Annotated in this window: 17 protein-coding genes; 12 read left to right on the top strand and 5 right to left on the bottom strand. The window is 63.1% G+C overall.

The window, feature by feature from the left end; genetic code table 11:
- Positions 1-46: 46 nt before the first annotated feature.
- From rapA to cspE, 4 genes are all read left to right on the top strand, one after another.
- Complete coding sequence (rapA, locus tag MLD24_RS12220) at positions 47-2,878, top strand: RNA polymerase-associated protein RapA (RefSeq protein ID WP_248166840.1); 2,832 nt, start codon at positions 47-49, stop codon at positions 2,876-2,878.
- Between the two features lie 273 nt (positions 2,879-3,151).
- Positions 3,152-5,599 (top strand): acyl-CoA dehydrogenase, encoded by a 2,448-nt coding sequence (locus MLD24_RS12215; RefSeq protein ID WP_228752856.1) that lies wholly within the window; start codon positions 3,152-3,154, stop codon positions 5,597-5,599.
- Positions 5,600-5,733: 134 nt separating this feature from the next.
- The gene (gene crcB, locus MLD24_RS12210; RefSeq protein WP_227173698.1) at positions 5,734-6,114 is read left to right on the top strand and encodes a fluoride efflux transporter CrcB; all 381 of its coding nucleotides are present in this window, start codon (positions 5,734-5,736) and stop codon (positions 6,112-6,114) included.
- Positions 6,115-6,359: 245 nt separating this feature from the next.
- Entirely contained in the window at positions 6,360-6,566 is a 207-nt protein-coding gene (gene cspE / locus MLD24_RS12205) for a transcription antiterminator/RNA stability regulator CspE (RefSeq protein WP_227173699.1), read from the top strand.
- 100 nt (positions 6,567-6,666) lie between these two features.
- On the opposite strand, the gene MLD24_RS12200 is transcribed toward cspE, so the two are convergent.
- Complete coding sequence (locus MLD24_RS12200; protein ID WP_248166839.1) at positions 6,667-7,458, bottom strand: dienelactone hydrolase family protein; 792 nt, start codon at positions 7,456-7,458, stop codon at positions 6,667-6,669.
- An 87-nt stretch (positions 7,459-7,545) separates the two neighbouring features.
- Between MLD24_RS12200 and MLD24_RS12195 the strand changes: the two genes are divergently transcribed.
- From MLD24_RS12195 to MLD24_RS12180, 4 genes are all read left to right on the top strand, one after another.
- Positions 7,546-9,348 (top strand): BMP family ABC transporter substrate-binding protein, encoded by a 1,803-nt coding sequence (locus MLD24_RS12195; RefSeq protein WP_248166838.1) that lies wholly within the window; start codon positions 7,546-7,548, stop codon positions 9,346-9,348.
- Positions 9,349-9,568: 220 nt separating this feature from the next.
- A complete protein-coding gene (gene ald, locus MLD24_RS12190; protein ID WP_248166837.1) occupies positions 9,569-10,702 on the top strand; it encodes an alanine dehydrogenase in 1,134 nt (377 codons plus the stop codon).
- A gap of 9 nt (positions 10,703-10,711) precedes the next feature.
- Entirely contained in the window at positions 10,712-11,284 is a 573-nt protein-coding gene (locus MLD24_RS12185) for a glutathione S-transferase family protein (RefSeq protein ID WP_248166836.1), read from the top strand.
- 96 nt (positions 11,285-11,380) lie between these two features.
- The gene (locus tag MLD24_RS12180; protein ID WP_227173708.1) at positions 11,381-11,992 is read left to right on the top strand and encodes a Yip1 family protein; all 612 of its coding nucleotides are present in this window, start codon (positions 11,381-11,383) and stop codon (positions 11,990-11,992) included.
- A gap of 15 nt (positions 11,993-12,007) precedes the next feature.
- On the opposite strand, the gene MLD24_RS12175 is transcribed toward MLD24_RS12180, so the two are convergent.
- Positions 12,008-12,649: a TetR/AcrR family transcriptional regulator gene (locus MLD24_RS12175; protein ID WP_248166835.1), complete on the bottom strand. Its 642-nt coding sequence runs from the start codon at positions 12,647-12,649 to the stop codon at positions 12,008-12,010.
- Positions 12,650-12,751: 102 nt separating this feature from the next.
- Between MLD24_RS12175 and MLD24_RS12170 the strand changes: the two genes are divergently transcribed.
- From MLD24_RS12170 to MLD24_RS12155, 4 genes are all read left to right on the top strand, one after another.
- Positions 12,752-13,678 (top strand): ferritin-like domain-containing protein, encoded by a 927-nt coding sequence (locus tag MLD24_RS12170; RefSeq protein ID WP_248166834.1) that lies wholly within the window; start codon positions 12,752-12,754, stop codon positions 13,676-13,678.
- Positions 13,679-13,762: 84 nt separating this feature from the next.
- Entirely contained in the window at positions 13,763-15,265 is a 1,503-nt protein-coding gene (locus MLD24_RS12165; RefSeq protein WP_248166833.1) for a flavin-containing monooxygenase, read from the top strand.
- A 191-nt stretch (positions 15,266-15,456) separates the two neighbouring features.
- On the top strand, positions 15,457-16,392 hold the full coding sequence (gene pbpG, locus MLD24_RS12160) for a D-alanyl-D-alanine endopeptidase (RefSeq protein ID WP_248166832.1): 936 nt from the start codon (positions 15,457-15,459) through the stop codon (positions 16,390-16,392).
- A 27-nt stretch (positions 16,393-16,419) separates the two neighbouring features.
- Positions 16,420-16,905 carry an asparaginase domain-containing protein gene (locus MLD24_RS12155; protein ID WP_227173718.1) on the top strand — a complete coding sequence of 162 codons (486 nt, stop codon included), beginning with the start codon at positions 16,420-16,422 and terminating at the stop codon, positions 16,903-16,905.
- Between the two features lie 24 nt (positions 16,906-16,929).
- Here the strand turns inward: MLD24_RS12155 and MLD24_RS12150 are convergent, their stop codons facing one another.
- From MLD24_RS12150 to MLD24_RS12140, 3 genes are read right to left on the bottom strand one after another with little or no spacing between them, the layout of a single operon-like run.
- Complete coding sequence (locus MLD24_RS12150; RefSeq protein WP_248166831.1) at positions 16,930-17,649, bottom strand: pseudouridine synthase; 720 nt, start codon at positions 17,647-17,649, stop codon at positions 16,930-16,932.
- Positions 17,650-17,651: 2 nt separating this feature from the next.
- Positions 17,652-18,683, bottom strand: coding sequence for a metal-dependent hydrolase (locus tag MLD24_RS12145; RefSeq protein ID WP_227173721.1), 1,032 nt, complete (start codon positions 18,681-18,683; stop codon positions 17,652-17,654).
- On the bottom strand, positions 18,671-19,876 hold the full coding sequence (locus MLD24_RS12140; protein ID WP_425562304.1) for a lytic murein transglycosylase: 1,206 nt from the start codon (positions 19,874-19,876) through the stop codon (positions 18,671-18,673). The genes MLD24_RS12145 and MLD24_RS12140 overlap by 13 nt, the downstream gene beginning before the upstream one ends.
- Between the last annotated feature and the right edge of the window lie 357 nt (positions 19,877-20,233).

Here is a 20,233-nt window from a genome sequence, read left to right as displayed (position 1 = left end):
AAAGTGCGAGCAAGAAAGTACTGGCAAGAAAGCAATCGGAGGTTTTTTGGATACATCAGATTTTGTCGTCGGGCAGCGCTGGGTCAGCCACAGTGATTCCGGACTTGGCCTTGGTATCGTTACCGAGGTTTCCGGCCGACGGGTTACGCTCGGGTTTCCAGCGGCGGACGAAGAGCGCACCTACGCCATCGACAACGCCCCGCTGTCGCGGGTGGTGTTTCAGATTGGCGAGCAGATTGAAACCTTCGACGGCGAGGCGTTCACAGTAAGGGCGGTGGAAGACCTTGGTGGTGTTCTGCTTTACCACGCCGATGACGGCGGTGAGACGCTGCAGCAGATCTCCGAAGTCAAACTCACCAGCGTGGTGAATTTTTCGGCCCCGCACCAGCGGCTGTTTGCCGGTCAGTTTGACCGCAACGGCGCGTTCCGGCTGCGGGTGGCCTCCATGCAGCACCTGGACCGGCTGCGGGGCTCGCCCGCCCAGGGCCTGATTGGTGCCCGTACCCAACATCTGCCCCACCAGATCCACATAGCCCACGAGGTCGCCAGCCGGTTTGCACCGCGGGTGCTGCTGGCGGACGAGGTTGGCCTGGGCAAGACCATCGAGGCGGGGCTGATCGTCCATTATCAGCTGCACACCGAGCGCGCCCGCCGGGTGCTGATTGTGGTGCCGGATTCGCTGGTGCACCAGTGGTTGGTGGAAATGCTGCGGCGCTTCAACCTGCGCTTCACCATCATTGATCAGGACCATTACGTCAGCGACTACGACAGCGATGACATTGAGCTGGAACGGGACAACCCGTTTGAGGCCGAGCAGCTGGTGTTGTGCAGTCTGGACTTCCTTACCCGCAATCGCTCCGCCCAGCAGGATGTCGCTGACGCCGACTGGGATCTGCTGGTGGTGGACGAAGCCCACCATCTGGCCTGGAGCCCGGAATCCGCCAGCCCCGAGTACCAACTCATTGAACGCCTGGCGGACCAGGTTCGCGGGCTGCTGTTGCTGACCGCGACACCGGAGCAGGTGGGGGTGGCCAGCCACTTCGCCCGTTTGCGGCTGCTGGACCCGGCTCGCTTCCATGACCTGGAGGCCTTCCAGCGCCAGGAGCAGGATTACGAACGCATCAATCAGGTGGTGCGGGGGCTGCTGGACAACCCGGGCCTGCCCGACGCCGACCAGCAGACCACCCTGCGGGCGTGGTTGGGGGATGAGCTCGACACCCTGCTGACAACCGAACAGCCGGTGCAGGCCATTGTTGATGCCCTGCTGGATCGACACGGTACCGGGCGGGTGCTGTTCCGTAATACCCGGGCGGCGATTCAGGGCTTCCCGCAACGTCAGCCCGAGCCGGTGCCGTTGGCGTGTCCTGAGCTGTATGACGAACGCCGCGACGGTCGCCATGGCCTGACCCCGGAAACCGGCCGGGACGATGAGGAGTGGCTGGCTGCCGATCCCCGTGTGGCCTGGCTGGAACAGACCCTGACCGCGCTCAAGAAAGAGAAGGTGGTGGTGATCTGCGCCCATGCCGAAACCGCAATGGCGCTGGAGGTTTATTTGCAGCTGCGTGCCGGCATCCGCAGTGCAGCCTTCCACGAGCACCTATCGCTGGTGGAGCGTGACCGTGCCGCCGCCTACTTCGGCGAGACCGAACAGGGCGCCCAGGCGCTGATCTGTTCCGAGATCGGCAGTGAGGGTCGCAATTTCCAGTTTGCCCATCACCTGGTGCTGTTCGACCTGCCGGAGAACCCGGACCTGCTGGAACAGCGCATCGGGCGCCTGGATCGCATCGGGCAGGCGGAGACCATCCGCATTCACATTCCCTATCTGCAGGGAACGGTGCAGGAACGCCAGTTCCGCTGGTTCCATGAAGGGCTCAATGCCTTCGCCGAGAGCTGTGCCGTTGGCGTTGCGGTGAAGGAAACGGTTGCGACGCAATGGCAGGCGGTGATCGATGGGGAAGGGGATCTGGACGCGCTGGTGGCGGCCTCCCATGACGAGGCCCAGCGTCTCCGCGCGCTGTTGCACAGCGGCCGTGACGCGCTGATTGAACTCAACTCCTGCCGTCGCCCCCAGGCAGAGGCACTGATTGCCCGAATTGAGGAAGAGGAAGCGCCGGAGCGGGTGCGGGACTTCATGATGGAGGCCTTCGATATCCTCGGCGTGGATGTGGAAGACCACTCCGAACATGCCGACATTCTCAAGCCCAGCGAGCAGCGCAACACCGGCCATGTGCCGGATCTGCCGGAAGATGGTCTGACCGTAACCTGGAACCGCCAGCAGGCGCTGGAACGAGAGGACATGGCGTTCATGAGCTGGGAGCACCCGCTGGTGGCGGGCGTTCTGGAGTCGGTGACTACTACCGATCTGGGCAAGGCGGCGCTGGCAAGCATGTCGGTCAAGGGGGTGGCACCGGGAACGCTGATGCTGGAGGCACTGTTCAAGGTGCATTGTCCAGCCCCGGCGGCGCTGCAGCTGTCCCGTTACCTGCCGCTGTCTCCGCTGCGGCTGTTGGTGGACGTGAATGGCCGTGACCTGTCCGAGATCCTGCCCCACGATCGTCTCAACGGTCTGTGCTCCAACATCCGCCGACGCACCGCCCAGGCGGTGGTGCCCAAGGTGCGGGCGGAAGTGGAAACCATGGTGGATCACGCTGAAACCCTGGCCGATGGCCATCTTGAGAGCCTGCGGGAACAGTCACAGAAGCGGGTGCGGGCGTTCTTTGAACCGGAAATCCGCCGTCTGGAGGCGTTGCAGCGCGCCAATCCGGCGATTCGTGACGAGGAAGTGGCGTTCTTCCGCGACCAGCTGGCGGCGAGTGAGGACGCCCTGGCCCGGGCCACGCTCAGCCTGGAGGGAATTCGGGTGATTGTGACCTCGTGAGTTGACGCCACGGCGCTGGCGAGCAACCATCACAGGGCTGGTCCGCCATGGCGGGCGGGGACGCGGGCCTGGCCGGCGTCCCTGAGTCGGTTCCCGGACGCCGCTGGTGTTGGCGGGCCGACGGCAACGTGCCGCACCTCAAGTCTGTGTTGCGGCCCGGTGCGTACAATGCTGCTGAGAGAGTAGACGGATCAACCCATTTCAACCCTGGAGTCGCGGAGACGATCCCGGCGGGAGCGCTCCCGGACTCCGTAAGGATGATGAGTAGCTATGATGACGTTTATCCTGTTGCTGATAGCCATCGCCGGCCTGCTGGTGGTGATGCGCAAGGAAGCCGGAGCCAAACCGGCACTGACGGTGCTGGTCTCGGTGGCGGTGGTATCGCTGCTGTTCGCCTCCGGCACCCTGGCGCTGATACTGTTTGTGGCTGCGGGCCTGGTGGCCGCGGCCGGTCTGCCCGGGTTCCGCCAGAGCTGGCTGACCCCCCGTGTTTTCGCCATGTTCAAAAAAGTGGCGCCGAAAGTCTCTGACACCGAACGTACGGCCCTGGAAGCGGGTACGGTTGGCTGGGATGGCGAACTGTTCAGTGGTCGCCCGGACTGGCACAACCTGTTGATCAATCGCAACACCGGCCTGACCGAAGAGGAACAGGCCTTTGTCGATAACCAGTGCGTGGAGGCAATCTCCCAATGCAACGCCTGGGATGTCGCGGTGGAGCGTGCAGACCTGCCCCCGGAAGTGTGGGAATTCCTCAAGAAAGAGAAATTCTTCGGAATGATCATCCCCAAGGCCTACGGTGGTCTGGAATTCTCCGCCAAGGCCCAGTCTGCGGTGCTGCAGAAGCTGGCTTCCAATGAGTCCCTGATGGTTACCGTTGGCGTGCCTAACTCACTTGGTCCGGGCGAACTGCTGCTCAAATACGGCACGGACGAGCAGAAGAACCACTATCTGCCAAGGTTGGCAGACGGCCGGGAAATTCCCTGCTTCGGTTTGACCGGCCCTCGCGCGGGCTCCGATGCCACCTCCATTCCCGACACCGGGGTGGTGTGCAAAGGCACCTATGAGGGCAAGGAAGTTCTCGGGCTGCGGCTCAACTTCGAGAAGCGCTGGATCACCCTGGCACCGGTTGCCACCGTGGTGGGGCTGGCGTTCCGGATGTTCGATCCGGACGGCCTGCTGGGTGAGACCAAAGATTACGGCATCACCTGCGCGCTGATTCCGCGGGGGACCGAGGGCATGGATATCGGCCGTCGCCACTGCCCGATCGGCAGCCCGTTCCTCAACGGCCCGATCAAGGGCAAGGACGTGTTCATCCCGCTCGACTTCATCATCGGTGGCCAGGAGATGGCCGGTCAGGGCTGGCGCATGCTGGTGGAATGCCTGTCGGTGGGCCGCTGCATCACCCTGCCGTCCGGTGCGGCCGGGGCTTCGGCGTACGCTGTGGGTACCGCCGGTGGCTTCACCAGGGTCCGTCGCCAGTTCAATACCCCGGTGGCGGATATGGAAGGGGTGCAGGAACCGCTGGCGCGTATCGCCGCCCATACCTACATCGCCAAGGCGGCGGTCAACCAGACCGCCAACATGGTGGATAATGGCGAGAAACCCGCCGTACCCTCGGCCATCCTCAAATACCACCTGACCGAGTTCCAGCGCAGCGTGCTGACCGACGCCATGGACGTTCACGGTGGTAAAACCGTGACCCTGGGGCCGCGTAACTACCTGGGCATCGGCTATTCCGGTGCGGCGGTGTCGATCACCGTGGAAGGCGCCAACATCATGACCCGCAGCCTGATGATCTTCGGCCAGGGCGCGATACGCTGCCATCCCTACGTGCTCAAGGAGCTGGCGGCGAAGGATAACGACGACATCAACGCTTTCGACGATGCCTTCTTCAGCCACGCCGGTCTGATCATGGGCAACGCCGCTCGCGCCTTCACCCAGGCGCTGGGGCTGGGCCGTGCCGAGGTGCCGTTCGATAACGCCTCCCGTCGCTACGCCCAGGGTGTGGCTCGCTTCAGCGCGGCCTTTGGCCTGTGTTCCGATGCGGCCATGACCACCCTGGGGTCAGAGCTGAAAATGCGTGAGCTGATTTCCGCCCGTCTGGGGGACATGCTGTCGAACCTGTACCTGGCATCGATGGTGCTCAAGCACTGGTACGAAACCCAGCCGGTGGAAGGTGAGAAGGAAGTGATGCAGTATAGCCTGGAGCTGCTGCTCAACCGCACCGAGACCGCCCTGGAAGAGTTTCTTCAGAATCTGCCGAACCGGGCCGTTGCAGTGGCCTTGCGGGCGGTTACCCTGCCGCTGGGCCGGCGCTGGGATCGTCCCCACGATGACCGGGCGCGGGCGTTGGCGCGGGCTATCTCCACCGATACCCCGGTTCGCGGCAAGCTGTTGGCCGGGGTTTGGACCACGGCCGGTAACGACGCGGTGGACAACCCGGTTGCCCGCTACAACGACCTGCTGAAGGATTACAGCAAGGCTGAAGGGCTGTACCGCAAAGTCACCAAGGCCTACGCCAAGGGTGAGCTGCCGATGGATGCGCTGCATCCGGAGGAGCGTGTGGAAGCGGCGCTGAAGGCTGAGCTGATCAGCACCGAGGAAGCCGAGTTCATGCGCGCGTACGAAGCCAATGTGCTGGATCTGCTGTCGGTGGATGACTTCCCCTTCGACGCATTTGCCCAGCGCAAGGAATCGGTGATCGAGCACAACGCCGCCTGACTTGGCAGCCCTTGCCGATCGACCTGACAGGACCCGCCGTTGGGGCTGTAAGGCAGCGTCACGCCGAGCCGGCGTGACGGCCTGCCCGAGGTCCCGGCGGCGGGTTCTTTGTTCTATCAGCAGGAGAATTTGCCATGTGGTTGTCTTGCCTGGCTGTCAGCCTGGGGGCCGTGATTGGCGCCAACCTTAGATGGCTGCTGGGGTTGTGGCTGAACAGCAGCTACCACGCCATTCCCGTCGGTACTCTGGTGGCCAACCTGGCGGGTGGGTGGCTGATCGGTGTGCTGATCAGCTACTTCAGCCACGACAATGCCCTGGCGCCGGAGTGGCGATTGTTCGCCATCACCGGCCTGTGCGGTGCCCTGACCACCTTCTCCACGTTTTCTCTGGAAATGTTCGCCGCCATTCAGGATGGCAAGTGGCTGATGGCGGTGGCCGGCAGTCTGGCGCACCTTCTGGGGTCCCTGCTGATGGTGGCTCTGGGGGTCTACAGTGCCGGTCTGCTGCGGGCGTAATGGGCCACTTTCAGGCTGGGATAAGCGTCGGTATTGTTGTGAAAAAATCAGCTTGGCAAGAATAAAAACAAGGAGTAGAGTGCAACGGGTAGGAAAGATTTGAAAAGCATGTCATGAATAAGACGTATTCGGCCGAAGTGAGTTGTGCATCGTCCTGTTTTTGATCCGCGAGTCCAGTTTTTCCGTTACCAGGCGTCACCACATGTGACGACAGAAATATGATTGATTTCAGGAAGTGTTAAGATATGTCTACAACCACCGGCACCGTTAAGTTCTTCAACGAAACCAAAGGTTTCGGCTTCATCACCCGCGAAGATGGCCCGGACGTTTTCGTTCACTACAGCGCCATTCAGGGCTCCGGCTTCAAGACCCTGGCCGAAGGCCAGCAGGTCGAGTTCACCGTAACTCAGGGCCAGAAAGGTCCTCAGGCGGAGAACGTTGTAGCTCTGTAATCGCAGAGATACGGCAGAAAAAGGCAGCTTCGGCTGCCTTTTTTCGTTTTTGCGTCCCGGGCCGTGATTCGGTCGATCAGCAACGTAACCCGATGGGCCACTAGTGTTCGAACAGTTGCCGGTAGAACGCCAGGGTACCGTCCCAGGTCCGCTGGGCGGCGCCTTCATCGTACCCCAGCGGCAGGTCAAAACGTTCACCGACCTGATCGGCGGCAGGGTTGCTGAAGGAATGCTGGACGCCGGGGAAGCTGGTGATGGTCAGATCTACGCCCGCCGTCTGCATCTCCTCCACCAGACCGGCCACCTGGCTGGCCGGCACCAACTGGTCCGCACCACCGGTGTACACCTGGACCCGCGCCTGCACCTTGCCGGGTTGCGCCGGCACAGCGCTGGTCAGCGCGCCGTGGATACTGACCACGCCGGTCAGCTCCACCCCCTGTCGAGCCATATCCAGCACCACCGACCCACCAAAACAGTAGCCCTGGGCGGCAATCTGGTCCGAAGCTACCGTGTGGTGATTTTTCAGCACCGCCATTGCCGCCAGAAAACGCTGCCGCAGTCGCTCCGGGTCGGCTTTGGCAAACGCCATGGCGTCTTCGGGATGTTCGGCCAGCTTGCCATCACCATACATGTCGAGGGCGAACGCGGTGTAGCCCTCTGCTGCCAGTCGCTCGGCCTGCTGGCGGGCAAACTCGTTATGCCCCCACCACTCGTGGACCACCAGTACGCCGGGGCGGGGCTGGTCGGAACTGTCATCGAACGCCAGGTACCCTGAGAAGGTTTCATCGTCGATCCGGTAATCGACCGTCTCGGTATGAAGCGCCGCCAGGGCGGGTTGACCGAGCCACAGTAGCGAGGCGGCTGCCAGGGCTGGAAGAGGGTACAATTGCATGTCCGGGACTCCTGTCTAGATGGGAAGGGAAGAGGCGGCGCCAAGTGGCCGCAGGCTCTCAAACTATAGTTGTTGTGAAGGGACTCTGTGACAGATGTTGGTAACAGCGGTGGTTCGTTGGTGATGAAGTGGACGCAGTTACGGGGTGTCCGCCGTCTGATCTGGCTGGTGGTCTGGGTCTTCACCGGGGTCACGGTGTGTTCGTTGGCAGCGGCTGGCACGCCGCCGTTCCGGCCGGCGATTCTGTTTAACGGCGAGGTGCTCGACGATCAGGGCTTCAATGCCCAGATGGTGCGGGGCATCCGGCGGTTTGAAGATCGCTACGGTGTGGCGGTGACGCCCTTTACCGAAGTGGAGCCGGTGGCTCATCGGCAGCGGCTGCGGCAGCTTGCTGAGGCCGGCTATACCCCGATCCTGGTGCCGAGCAGCAGCACTGCGGAGTCGGTGCGCCGGGTCGCAGCCGATTTTCCTGATACCGTATTTATCACGCTGGATTACACCCTGGACCGCCCCAACGTCCGCTCGGTGGCCTTTCGCGAGGCGGAAGTGGCTTTCCTGGCCGGTGTGGCTGCGGCTCGTCGCAGCGACAGCGGGCATCTGGGCTTCCTGGGTGGCGTTGCCAACGAAGCGCTGGAGGAGTTTCGCCGAGGTTTCGAGGCCGGTGCACGAACTGTTCGGGACGATGTGCAGGTAACCGTCCGCTACCTGGCGGAGGTGACTCCGCGACCGTGGAGCGATCACGCAGCAGCCCGTCGGTTGGTGGCGGCCATAGTGGCCAACGGGGCCGATGTGGTGTTCCCGGTGGCCGGTGACAGCAGCCTGGGGGCGTTGGCCGAGGCGGACCGCCTGGGAGTGTTGGCCATCGGCGTGGACAGCGACCAGAATCCGCTGTTTCCCGACAGTGTCCTCACCTCCGCAACGAAACGGCTGGACCAGGCTGTATATGTCTCCCTGATCAACGAGCGCTATCGGCTTTGGTTGACCCACCAGAAGAACCTGGGGCTGGCCCAGGGCGGTATTGCTCTGGTACTGGATGGCGGCAGTCGGCGCCTGCTGGGGGAGACTCTGGTGGCCGAGTTGCAGGATTATCAGCGGGAAATTGTGCTGGGTGCACGGAACCCGCTGACCGGTGAGCGTGACGATGTTTTGTGGCAGGCGATGGCCTCCACCCGCGGCCGGCCGGCGGAAATGACGGTGGCGTTGCCCGCCGAAGCCTTTTTCCCGCTGCTGCTGAGCAATGGTCCTGCCCTGCATCAGCCTCGTCCCGGCCTGCTGGTGGATGCTCTGGAACTGCTGGCAGAGCGCGCGGGAGTCACCATTCACTATCGCCGTCAGCCCCGAAAGCGGGCGCTGATGAGTCTGCAGCAGGGGCGGGTGGACGGCGTGATCAGTTCCACCGCGCTGGATGATGTCCGCAGCCAGGGGCACCTGCCCGGTGGCACCGAGCGACTGGACAGTGCCCGTGCGGTACTGAGCTGGCGCTGGGGGCTCTATCGACTGAAGACCGACGATGAGGATCGCCCCTGGCCCCGGTCGGCGGTGGTACCGACTGCGTCCTCGGTCGGTCAGCGGCTGCGCCGCCACGGCGTCCGGGTGTATGAGAACCCGAGCCTGGAGGGACGCTTTGAGATGCTGCTGCGCGGTCGGGTGCAGGCGGTAGCAGCGGACCGGCTGTATGCGGAACATCTGCTGGCGGTCAACCCGTGCTTTCGTGAACGGATCGAGCCGATACCGGCGCCCCTCGGTCGCGGGTACTCCTATCTGGTGTTTTCCGACGACTTTTATCAGCGTTATCCGGAGTTCTGTGAACTGTTGTGGAATCAGTTGTCTGAAATTCAGCAGTCTGCTGAACTGTGGGACAGGGTACCCGAGTATCTCGACAGTCTCTGATGCACCGGGGATCACCTCAGGGTGACGTCCGGGTGGATCAGTGGCGTCTCTGAAGCGTGGCAAGCTGTGGACGGGGGTGAGTCGGCCCGGTCCGCTCGGGTAGCCATTGGCAGGCCGGCGCCGGTGAGCCGGTGGCCGGTCCAGTGGAGTAACCAGCAACGGAGGACAGTGCGCACCGGGGAGCCCGCTTTGGCGGCTGACCAGGTGGCGTACCGGCATCATGATTATCGGCGTACCCAAGGAAATCAAGAATCACGAGTATCGTGTCGGCATGACACCGTCGGCGGTTCGGGAACTGGTCGGCCATGGCCACCGGGTGGTGGTGGAAACCCAGGCCGGAGCCGGCATCGGCTTCAGCGACGACGACTACGCCCGCGTGGGCGCCAGCATTGCCGGTACGGCGGCGGAGGTGTTCGGGCAGGGGCAACTGATCGTCAAGGTGAAGGAACCCCAGGCCGGCGAACGGGCTATGCTGACCCCCGATCATACCCTGTTTACCTACCTGCATCTGGCTCCGGATCGTGCCCAGACCGACGACCTGATCGCCTCCGGCGCCACCTGTATCGCCTATGAGACGGTGACCGACGATCACGGCCACCTGCCGCTGCTGGCGCCAATGTCAGAGGTTGCCGGGCGAATGTCGGTGCAGGCCGGCGCCCACTGCCTGGAGAAATCCCTCGGCGGCCGCGGTGTGTTACTGGGAGGCGTTCCCGGCGTCAGTCCGGCACGGGTGACGGTGATTGGCGGCGGCGTGGTCGGCCAAAATGCACTGGCCATGGCGGTAGGGCTGGGCGCGGATGTGACAGTGCTGGATCGCAACATGGAGGTGTTGCGGAGCCTGGATCGTCAGTATGGCAATCGCATCCGCACGCTGTTCTCCACCGCCGACGCCCTGGAACAGGCGGTAACCGAAGCGGATCTGGTGATTGGCGCGGTGCTGATTCCCGGCGCCTCGGCGCCCAAGCTGGTCACCCGGGATATGCTCCGGGGGATGCCAGATGGCAGTGTGCTGGTGGATGTGGCGATTGATCAGGGCGGCTGTGTCGAGACCTCCCGGGCCACCACCCACGACAATCCCACCTTTGTGGAAGAAGGGGTGGTGCACTACTGTGTGGCCAACATGCCCGGGGCTGTGGCGCGTACATCCACCCTGGCATTGAACAACGTCACGCTGCCGTATATCGTCGCCCTGGCGGACCAGGGCACGGCACAGGCGCTGCTTAACGACGCTCACCTGCGCCGGGGGCTGAATGTCTGCCGTGGCCAGGTCGGTTACCGGGAAGTGGCGGAAGCCCACGGCTACGAAGCGGTCGATCCCGACACTCTGGTATCCCAACTGGCCAACAACCCCTAAGGACCTGTCATGAAACTGATTGGCTCAACCACCTCGCCCTACGTGCGACGAATCCGCCTGCTGCTGACCGACGAACCCCATGAGTTCGCCAACCTGGACATCTATGGCGGCGATCGGGACGAACTGCGTAAGCACAATCCGGCGCTGAAGATACCGATGCTGATCGACGGTCATCAGACCCTGTTCGATTCCCGCGTCATCGCCCGCTACCTGAGCGCCCGCCAGGGCCTGGACCCGCTGACCTGGGACCAGGAAAACCTGCTGACGCTGATCGACGCCGCCAACGATTCCTTCGTGACCCTGCTGTTGTCCAAACGCTCGGGGCTGGATGTCGACCAGGACGCGATGTTCTACAACCTGCAGTGGGAGCGAGTGGCCAAGACCCTCAGCGCCCTGGCGGAGCGGGTTCAGGACGGTGAGTTTGACCACTGGCATTACCCGGCGATGTGTTTGTACTGCCTGGTGGACTGGCTGGAATTCCGCGATTTCCTTCAGGGCGAAGGCGTGGACGTACTGCTGGCGTTCCGCGATCGAAACCGGGATCAACCAGGGGTTGAGGCCACCGACCCCCGGCTGTCGTGATGGCGCGTCGGTAAACTGGAGCTTTGGCCGTTTCTGATCTAGTTTCAAAGTGAGGCGTATAAAAAATGCGCAACACAACAATAGAGGGAAACGGCTATGCTTCTAGGTCACGCGTTTGGTCTGTTTACCCACCCTGATGATGAGTGGGCATCCATCCGAAAAGAACACGAAACCCCGACCCGGGTCTATGTCGCCTATGTGGTGCTGCTGGCGGCGATTGGTCCGGTATGCGCCTATGTTTCTACCGCCATGTTTGGCTGGACCATCGGCAATGACCGTCTGATCAAGCTCACCGAGATCAGCGCGCTGCAGCTCAGCGTCCTGACCTATCTGGCCATGCTGGTGGGGGTCTTTGCGCTGGGCTACGCCATTAACTGGATGGCGCGGACCTATGGCGCACGAGAAGAGCACAATGCCTCCAACGGCATCGCCCTGGCGGCTTACTCCTGCACCCCCCTGTTTCTCGCCGGTTTTGCTCTGCTGTACCCGGTGCCCTGGTTCAACGCCGTGGTGTTCCTGGTGGCGGCCTGCTACGGCGCCTGGTTGATGTACGATGGCCTGCCGATTGTCATGCAGATTCCGAAGGAACGGGCGGTGATGTACGGTGGCGCCCTGCTGACGGTTGCCCTGGTGATTCTGGTAACCACCCGGGTGGGCTCGGTGCTGTTGTGGAACCTCGGCTTCGGTCCGGTGTTCATCTCCGGCTGACGATCACTCTCGCATCTACCCGCCCTGTTGCCCGTCGCTGGCGGAGGCCTCCGCCAGCGCCATTTCCTGCTCCGTGTAGTGACCCACCATGGTAGCCAGGCCCTCCACCAGTTCGTCAAAGCTGATGGGCGGTGCCGGGTCCGACAGATGCCGCACCACCGCAAAGATACCGCCGTTGATCATGATGTAGCTCATGGTGGGAATGTTGCGGATCTTCAGGGTTTCCGGGTGGTGCATCAGGTATTGGGTCACCAGTTCTGACAGCGCTTTCTGCAGCGGCTCCATGTGTTCTTCGAAGCCCAGCGTCATGGCGTGACGGGCGCATTTGAGGTAACGCTCGTCGTCTTCCTGCAGGAAATCCCGGAAATGCTGCAGCAGTTCCCGCACCGCATCCTTCATCGGTTTCCGAACAAGGGTCGGAATGAGGGGGTGGATCAGGGCAATGGTGTCGGCCACGAAGCGTTCCCCCATCACCTGGAAGATCTGCTCCTTGTTGTCGAAGTACTCGTACAGCGACCCCACACCAACCCCTGCAATATCAGCAATCTGGCGAGTTGTGGTGGCGGCGGGGCCGTGCTCTGCCATGGCGATGAAGCTGGCTTCAATGATGGCGTTGACGGTGGCTTTGGCGCGTTGTTGACGGGGTTTTCTGGCCATGATTTTCCGAATTGAATCCGAACAAGCATTCGCTTTACTGTGGACGAAAGTAATCGGGGATGCAACGCCCGCCTGCCCACAGATCGGCTGTACGGAGTACCCATGGCCAAGATTGATCTCGACAAAATGCTTGCCAAGGTGAAGGCGACCCAATGGTCCCTCGCCGACATCGACTGGGACGCCCCGGGGGCGGACCGGATCACCGACGAACAGTGGCCAAGGCTGAAGGAATTCATGGCCGATTTGATGTGGATCGAGCACGTCGGCGCCCGGGCTTTCGCCGCCATGGCGAAGAAAGCACCCACCGACACCCTGAGAGAGCTGTACAGCTACTTCCACGCCGAGGAGCAGCGCCACGCCAATGCCGAGATGGCACTGATGAAACGCTGGGGCATGCTCGACGGCGATGAGCTGCCCGAGCCCAATATCAACCTGCGTCTGGTCATCGAGTGGCTGGATCGCTACAGCGATGAGATGCCGGTGTACGTGCTGGGGACCGTGGTGCCGATGCTGGAAATTGCCCTTGATGGCGCCCTGTGCAAGTTCCTGCTGGATACCGTGGATGATCCGGTGTGTCACCAGGCCTTCGAAAAGATCAATGACGATGAGTCCCGCCATCTCGGGGTGGGCTTCACGGTCATGGAAATGCAGGGCCATGGCGCCACCTACACCAGAATGGTGACCATGGCGGCACGGCTGATGGACCCCCGGCTGATCCTGGGTATTGCATCCTACTTCCCCCTGCTCAACAAGATGCGGGACAACGTGGTGGCGATGGGGCTGTCAGAGGAGAAGCTGTACGAGTGCATGGGCAAGTTCGAGAAGATCGGTGGTCGCACGGAAGATGGTCGCCGTAATCCCTGGTTCCAGATCATCAAGCTCCACAGTCGCTGGGTGGTCAACCGTGACAACCGTCTCTACCACACGCCGGTGGATGCCATCGTCAAGGTCACCAGCTACATCCCCCGCCGCGCGCTGCCGGCGGTCCCCAGCTGGGTGCGGGAGCTGACCTACCGACCCACCGCCTGAGCTGTGGTATCACCGATGACCCCGGGGCGTTTCGGGCGCCCCGGGATGGCCATCGTTCCGTTTCCGGTTCTGTGAGAGTTTGATATGAGCAATCCTTCCCGCCCCAAAACGCCCGGACGCCGCAAGCGTCATCCCTCCGCCACGGTGTTGATCGTCGGTGCCGGCTTCGCCGGCCTGGGCACCGCCATCCGCCTGCAGCAGGCCGGTATCCGCGATATCGTGATCCTGGAGCGGGCTGCCGATGTTGGCGGTACCTGGCGTGACAATCAGTACCCCGGTGCGGCCTGCGACATTCCGTCCAACCTGTATTCATACTCGTTCGACCAGAACCCGGACTGGAGCCGCAGCTTCTCCGGCAGTACCGAGATTTTCGAGTACATCAAGGCGATGGTGGAGCGTTTCGACCTGGCGCAGTATATCCGCTTCAACCAGAACGTCACCGACCTGGCCTACGATGATCAGCATGGCCTGTGGCGGGCCAGCACCGAGTCCGGCGAACAGTTCAGCGCTCGCGCGGCGGTGATGGCCCATGGCCCGCTGTCCAACCCCAGCTACCCGGACATCGCCGGCATTGATCGCTATCAGGGCCATAAGATCCACAGCGCCGCCTGGGATCACGACTACGATTTCCGCGGCAAGAAAGTGGGGGTGATCGGAACCGGAGCCAGCGCCATCCAGATCATTCCCGAGCTGGTCAAGGACGCGCAAAAGCTGACGGTGTTCCAGCGCACGCCGGCCTGGGTGATGCCCAGACCGGACTTCGAAACACCGCAGTGGCAGAAACAGTTGTTCCGCCGGCTGCCGGCCAGCCAATCGGCGTTACGGAAGGGGCTGTACCTCGCACATGAATCCATGGCGCTGGCGGTGATCTGGGACTCACCGGTCACCCGGCTGGCGGAGCGTCTGGGGCGTTGGCACCTGCGTCACCAGGTTCGCGACCGCTGGCTGCGGCGCCAGTTGACGCCGGATTACCGGATTGGCTGCAAGCGTATCCTGGTGTCCAACGACTACTACCCGGCGCTGCAGCAGCCCAACTGCAAGCTGATCACCTGGCCCATTGCCCGGCTTTGTGAGAACGGCATCCGCACTGTGGAGGGCATTGAGCACCAGTTCGACTGCATCGTCTTTGCCACCGGATTCGATGTCAGTCATTCCGGCACCCCTTTCCCGGTGCGGGGCAGTGGCGGCCGGTTGCTGTCAGAGGATTGGCAGCGGGGCGCCCAGGCCTACAAGAGCGTCAACGTGGCGGGTTACCCCAACCTGTTTTTGACCTTCGGTCCCAACTCCGGCCCCGGCCACAACTCGGTGCTGGTGTACATGGAATCGCAGATCGACTACATCGTGCGGGGGGTGAAAACTATCCTTAACCGCAACCTCAAGTCCCTGGCGGTGCGGGACAGTGCCCAGCAGGCCTACAACGACGGTATCCAGAAACGGCTGGCCCGCACCAACTGGAATTCCGGCTGCAAGAGCTGGTACCTCACCGAAGATGGCTTCAACGCCACCATGTATCCCGGGTTTGCCTCGCAGTACGCCCGCCAGATGAAAGAGCTGGACCTGCGGGACTACGTGCTGACCCCACCCTGAGCGGCGATGACGGGTTGATGAAGGAGTGATGGCAGGGTGGTGAAAGGGATGTTGAAGGACGTTCAGGCCGCCGCCGGCCAATAGGGCCCGGCGGCGTTCGCTGGTATAGTAGGCGGATCGTGTCCGCAGTTTCGGCTTGCGGATTGCACCGGCCCTGTGCCCAATCGCCTGACCAGAGAGCCCCGTTCTACATGTTCCGTCGTTCATTTTGCCGTCTTCTTGCCATCACCCAGGCGCTGTTGCTGTTGAGTCTCGCTGGGGGTGCCCAGGCCGGAGCAACCGGAGAGACGTCAACTACGCCGAAGCTGGCTTCCGTCAGCGCCGCGGTAGCCTACCTGGATGACGGCGAGCTGCTGGTGAACAAGCACGCTGAGCGTTCGGTGCCCATCGCCTCCATCACCAAGCTGATGACCGCCCTGGTGGTTCTGGATTCCGGCGAACCGCTGGACGAGTGGCTGGAATTCTACCCACGGCACCAGGCCGCCAGCGCCAATGCCTACACCCGCATCCGCGTCGGCTCCACCCTGCGTCGGGGCGACATGCTGCGCATTGCGCTGATGTCGTCGGAAAACTTTGCGGCCTATACCCTGGCACGTCATCACCCGGGAGGCTTCGATGCCTTTGTGGCGGCGATGAACGACAAGGCCCGGGCGCTGGGCATGAGCCACACCCGCTTCGTTGATCCCACTGGCCTGTCTACCGACAACCGTGCCTCCGCCGGCGATCTGGTCCGCCTGGCGAGGGCCGCCGCGGCCGATGAGCGCCTGCGGCAGTACTCCACGACTGTGACCTTTGAAGGCCGTTTCCGTCAGCCCCGTTATCGTCTGCTGTTCGGCAATACCAACGTGTTGGTCAACCGGGGTAACTGGTCGGTGGGGTTGAGCAAAACCGGCTACCTGGACGAAGCCGGCCGGTGCCTGGTGATGGTGTCGGAGATGCAGGGACGTGAAGTGATCACCGTGTTGCTGGATTCCTTTGGTACCCGGTCACCGCTGGGGGATGCCGGCCGTATCCGGCGCTGGCTCGCCACCGGGGAAACCGGTCAGGTGGCCGGAGCCGCCCGGGACTATGAACAACGCCGCAATGCCCATTACGCCGCTGCGGCCCAGGACCGTAAGGTGCACTAACCGAGGGTGGATTAAGGACGTACCCGTATGATTCAGATCTTCACCACTGGCGGCACCATCGACAAGCACTACTTCGATGCCAACAGCGAGTTTGAGGTGGTCGACAGCCTGCTGCCGACCCTGCTGCAGGAAGCCAACATCAGTGACGGTTATGAGTTGACCGGGCTGATGCGCAAGGACAGCCTGGAAATGGACGACCAGGACCGGGCCATCATTCGCGATGCGGTGCAGGCCTGTAAGGCCGAGCGGGTGTTGATCACCCACGGCACCGACACCATGCCCCAGACCGCGGACGCCCTTGCCGGTATCGATGGTAAGACCATCGTGCTGACCGGGGCCATGCAGCCGGCGCGTATGCGCCACAGCGATGCGGTGTTCAACCTGGGGTTTGCCTGGGCCGCGTTGAAACTGCTGCCCGCCGGTGTGTACCTGGCGATGAACGGCGAGGTTTTTGCCGCCGGCCAGGTCCGCAAGAACCTGGCTCAGCAACGGTTTGAGTCCACGTCCTCCTGAGCCGCTGACCGACCGGGAACCGCTTCAGGCCGGTTCGTTCTCTCCACCTTTCAGAAAGCCGTCAATCTCGCTGTCTGTCAGCGCCCGAAACTCACCCGGCGCCAGCTCAGGGTCCAGCACCAGATCGCCGATGCGGGTCCGGTGCAGGGCCACCACCCGATTCCCCACCGCCGCAAGCATCCGTTTTACCTGATGATAGCGACCCTCCCGCAGAGTCAGGTCCAGACAGTGGGTGTCCACCGCTTCCGCCTCGGCGGGTGCTGTGGGAGTGGGGTCGTTGCGAAGCCGCAGACCTTCTCGCAACTGGGCCAGCGCGCTGGCGGTCAGTGGCTCGGCCAGGGTGACCCGGTAGGTTTTCGGGCAGCGGTGGCGAGGGGCGGTGATGCGGTGGGACCACTGGCCATCGGTGGTCAGCAGCAACAGGCCGGTGGTGTCCTGATCGAGGCGGCCGACGGGGTGCAGGTCTCGTTGCCACTGCGCGGGCAGCAGGCTCAGCACGCTGGGGTGGCGGTCCTCACCGACCGTGGCGCTGACCACTCCGGCCGGTTTGTGCAGCATCAGGTAACGCGCCGTGGGGGCGTTCAGCTCACGGTCATCCAGGGTAACCGTGTCGTCGGCAGCGACGGCGTGGGCGGCCTGGCGACAGGGGGAGCCGGCCACCTGCACCCGGCCCTGGCCGATGGCACGCTTGGCGTCCTTGCGGGACAGTCCGGTGGCCTTGGCGATAAATCCATCCAGTCGCATGATCAGCTACAGCTTTCGGCGTCCGGTTGTGCCTGCAGGGTGGCCAGGCACAGCACCGGCTGCTCGCCAGTCAGACGCTGCCACAGGGTGCCCAGCAGCCGGCGGTCCGGGGTTGGGGTTTCGTGGCGGCTGGAGCGGGCGGGCTGCCATTGGCCGTCCTGACGTTTGGCCAGCACGAAGGTGAACGGGTGGGCGCCGGGCACGCCGAGCCGGACGTCGGTTGCGGCCAACTGACCTTCAATGATGGTGTAGTCGAGAAAGCTCCGGGTGAACCAGGCCAGGCGTTGACCTTCCGGTAACCGCTGCGCGGCGGCCGCCAGCTCTGGCCGGGTGGGAAAGGTCTCCACATGCAGTGGCGCATCGCCATCGAGCAGGCCGGTCACCATCTCCAGGCGGCGATCGCCGTCCATCACCGTGACCCGCCACAACAGTGTGGTCAGGGGCATGGGCTGTACCAGCCGGGGAGCGTCCGCGGCACCCAGCTCTGCCAGTGTCGGGGTGACCCGCTCGTTGATCAGTTGCTGGGCCATCAATGACCAGCCCAGATAGCCGGTGGACAGTATCAGGCCGGTCACCAGTGCCCGGGGCTGGGCCGGCCGCCACAGGAACAGGGCAATGGCGGCGAGCAGTGGCAAGGTGTAGAGCGGATCAATAATGAACACGCTGTTTAGGGCCACCGGGTCGCCCAGTGGCCACCAAAGCTGGGTGCCGTAGGTGGTAAAGGCATCCAGCATCGGGTGTGTCATCAGGGTGGCGCCGCAGAACAGCCACCAGTGGCGATAGCTCATCACCGGTCGCCACCGCTGTAACGCCCAGGCCAGCAAGGCGCTGAACGGCAGCAGCACCAGCAGCGAATGGCTGAAGCCCCGGTGCAGGGTGAAGTCCGCCACCGCGCTGCCGTAGTCGATCAATACATCCAGGTCTGGCAGGGTGCCGAGCAGGGCACCGCCCAGCAGGGCCTTACGGCCCAGCACCCGGCCGGCAATGGCTCCGCCGAGAGCGGCGCCCAGCGCCGCCTGGGTTATTGAGTCCATCCGTCCAGCTCCAGGGCCTGGAACAGGCGTTGGTCCGGGTAGCCGTCCGCAGTCAGGCCGTTACGGGCCTGAAACTGGCGAATGGCCCGGCGCGTCGCCGGTCCCAGGATGCCGTCGGCTGAGCCGGCGCTGAAGCCCTGCCGGTTCAGGCTCTGCTGCAGGGTCTTGATGATGTCGCGGGACAGCGCCGGGGTATCGGTCGGGGGCGGATTGTGCAGGCCGCCGGCGCCGGCAATACGGTCTGCCAGGTGCCCGACGGAGATGGCGTAGTATTCCGAGCGGTTCCAGCCCATGATCACCCGGAAGTTCTTGTAGACCAGGAACGCCGGACCGCGATGGCCGGCCGGCACGATCAGTTTTGCCTGCAGCTCGAGGTCGTCCAGGGGCTGGCCGAAGGCGTCGGTGATTCCCAGCTCACGCCACTGCGCCAGGGACCGCTGGCCATGACCGGCCAGGCTGTAGTCAAAGCCCTCTGGCAACTGTACTTCCCGTCCCCAGCGGTAGTCCGGGTCCCAGCCCATGGACTGCAGGAACTGACCGGCGGACATCATGGCATCGGGCAGGCTGTTCCAGAGATCGCGGCGGCCATCGCCGTCGGCGTCGACGGCGTGCTTTAGGAACACCGTGGGCATGAACTGAACGTGCCCCATCGCCCCGGCCCAGGAACCTTCCATCTGTTCGGCGGCAATGGCGCCTTCATCAATGATCTGCAAGGCGGCAATCAACTGGGTGGTGAAGAAGCTGCTGCGGCGCGGATCGCACGCCAGGGTTGCCAGGGCGCTGGGTACCGACATGCGACCGAAATAGCTGCCGAAGTTGGTCTCCAGTCCCCAGAACGCCAGCAGGTAGGCTGGTGGAACACCGGTTTCCCGGGTTACCCGTTGCAACAGTTCCTGATGCTCTTCCAGCAGCAGACGGCCCTGTTCAATGCGTCGGGGATTGACCCGTCGGTTCAGGTAATCCGCGAAGGTGGTGGTGAACTCCGGCTGGCGCCGGTCCAGCTCGATCACCCGATCCAGGTGCTCCACGCTTGCCAGCACGTCGTCGGCCACCGGCCGTGACACGCCCGCTGCAATGGCCTTGTCTTTCAGCCCGGCGACGCAGGCATCGAAGGCCTCGTTTGATGTATCGCTGGCGGGAGTGGCCAGGGCGCTGGAACTGGCAAACAGGGCCAGCAGTCCAAACTGGCGCAGTCGATGAAAGCTGGGGAACCTGCCTTGGAACCGGAAATTCTGGGTAACCACGTCTGACCTCAAAACGCTGTGGGGGAGTCGCCGGCGAGTTGCCGACCTGTGTTGTTACTGTCATCCAATGTCCATGTTATCGCGTTTCGGCGATTGTTGAACGTGTCGCTTGAGCGCTCAGGGTGACAATTCCTTAAGGCGCCCGGACTCGCTGCGCCGGGTGGTAAGCCTCTGCATGAGTTTGTAGCGATGTAGTAACCGGATCGCCTGCGCTTGAATGGTTTGTTCTATAGTTACCGTGTGCGGACTGTTGCCGCGCACAGACAGTTACCGTGTACGGACGGCTACTGTGTTCAGACCGTTACC

This window comes from Marinobacter xestospongiae, from assembly GCF_023156385.1.
GTDB lineage: Bacteria > Pseudomonadota > Gammaproteobacteria > Pseudomonadales > Oleiphilaceae > Marinobacter > Marinobacter xestospongiae.
The sequence above is the reverse complement of the archived record's forward strand: the minus strand, read 5'-3'. Positions and strand labels throughout refer to the sequence as shown.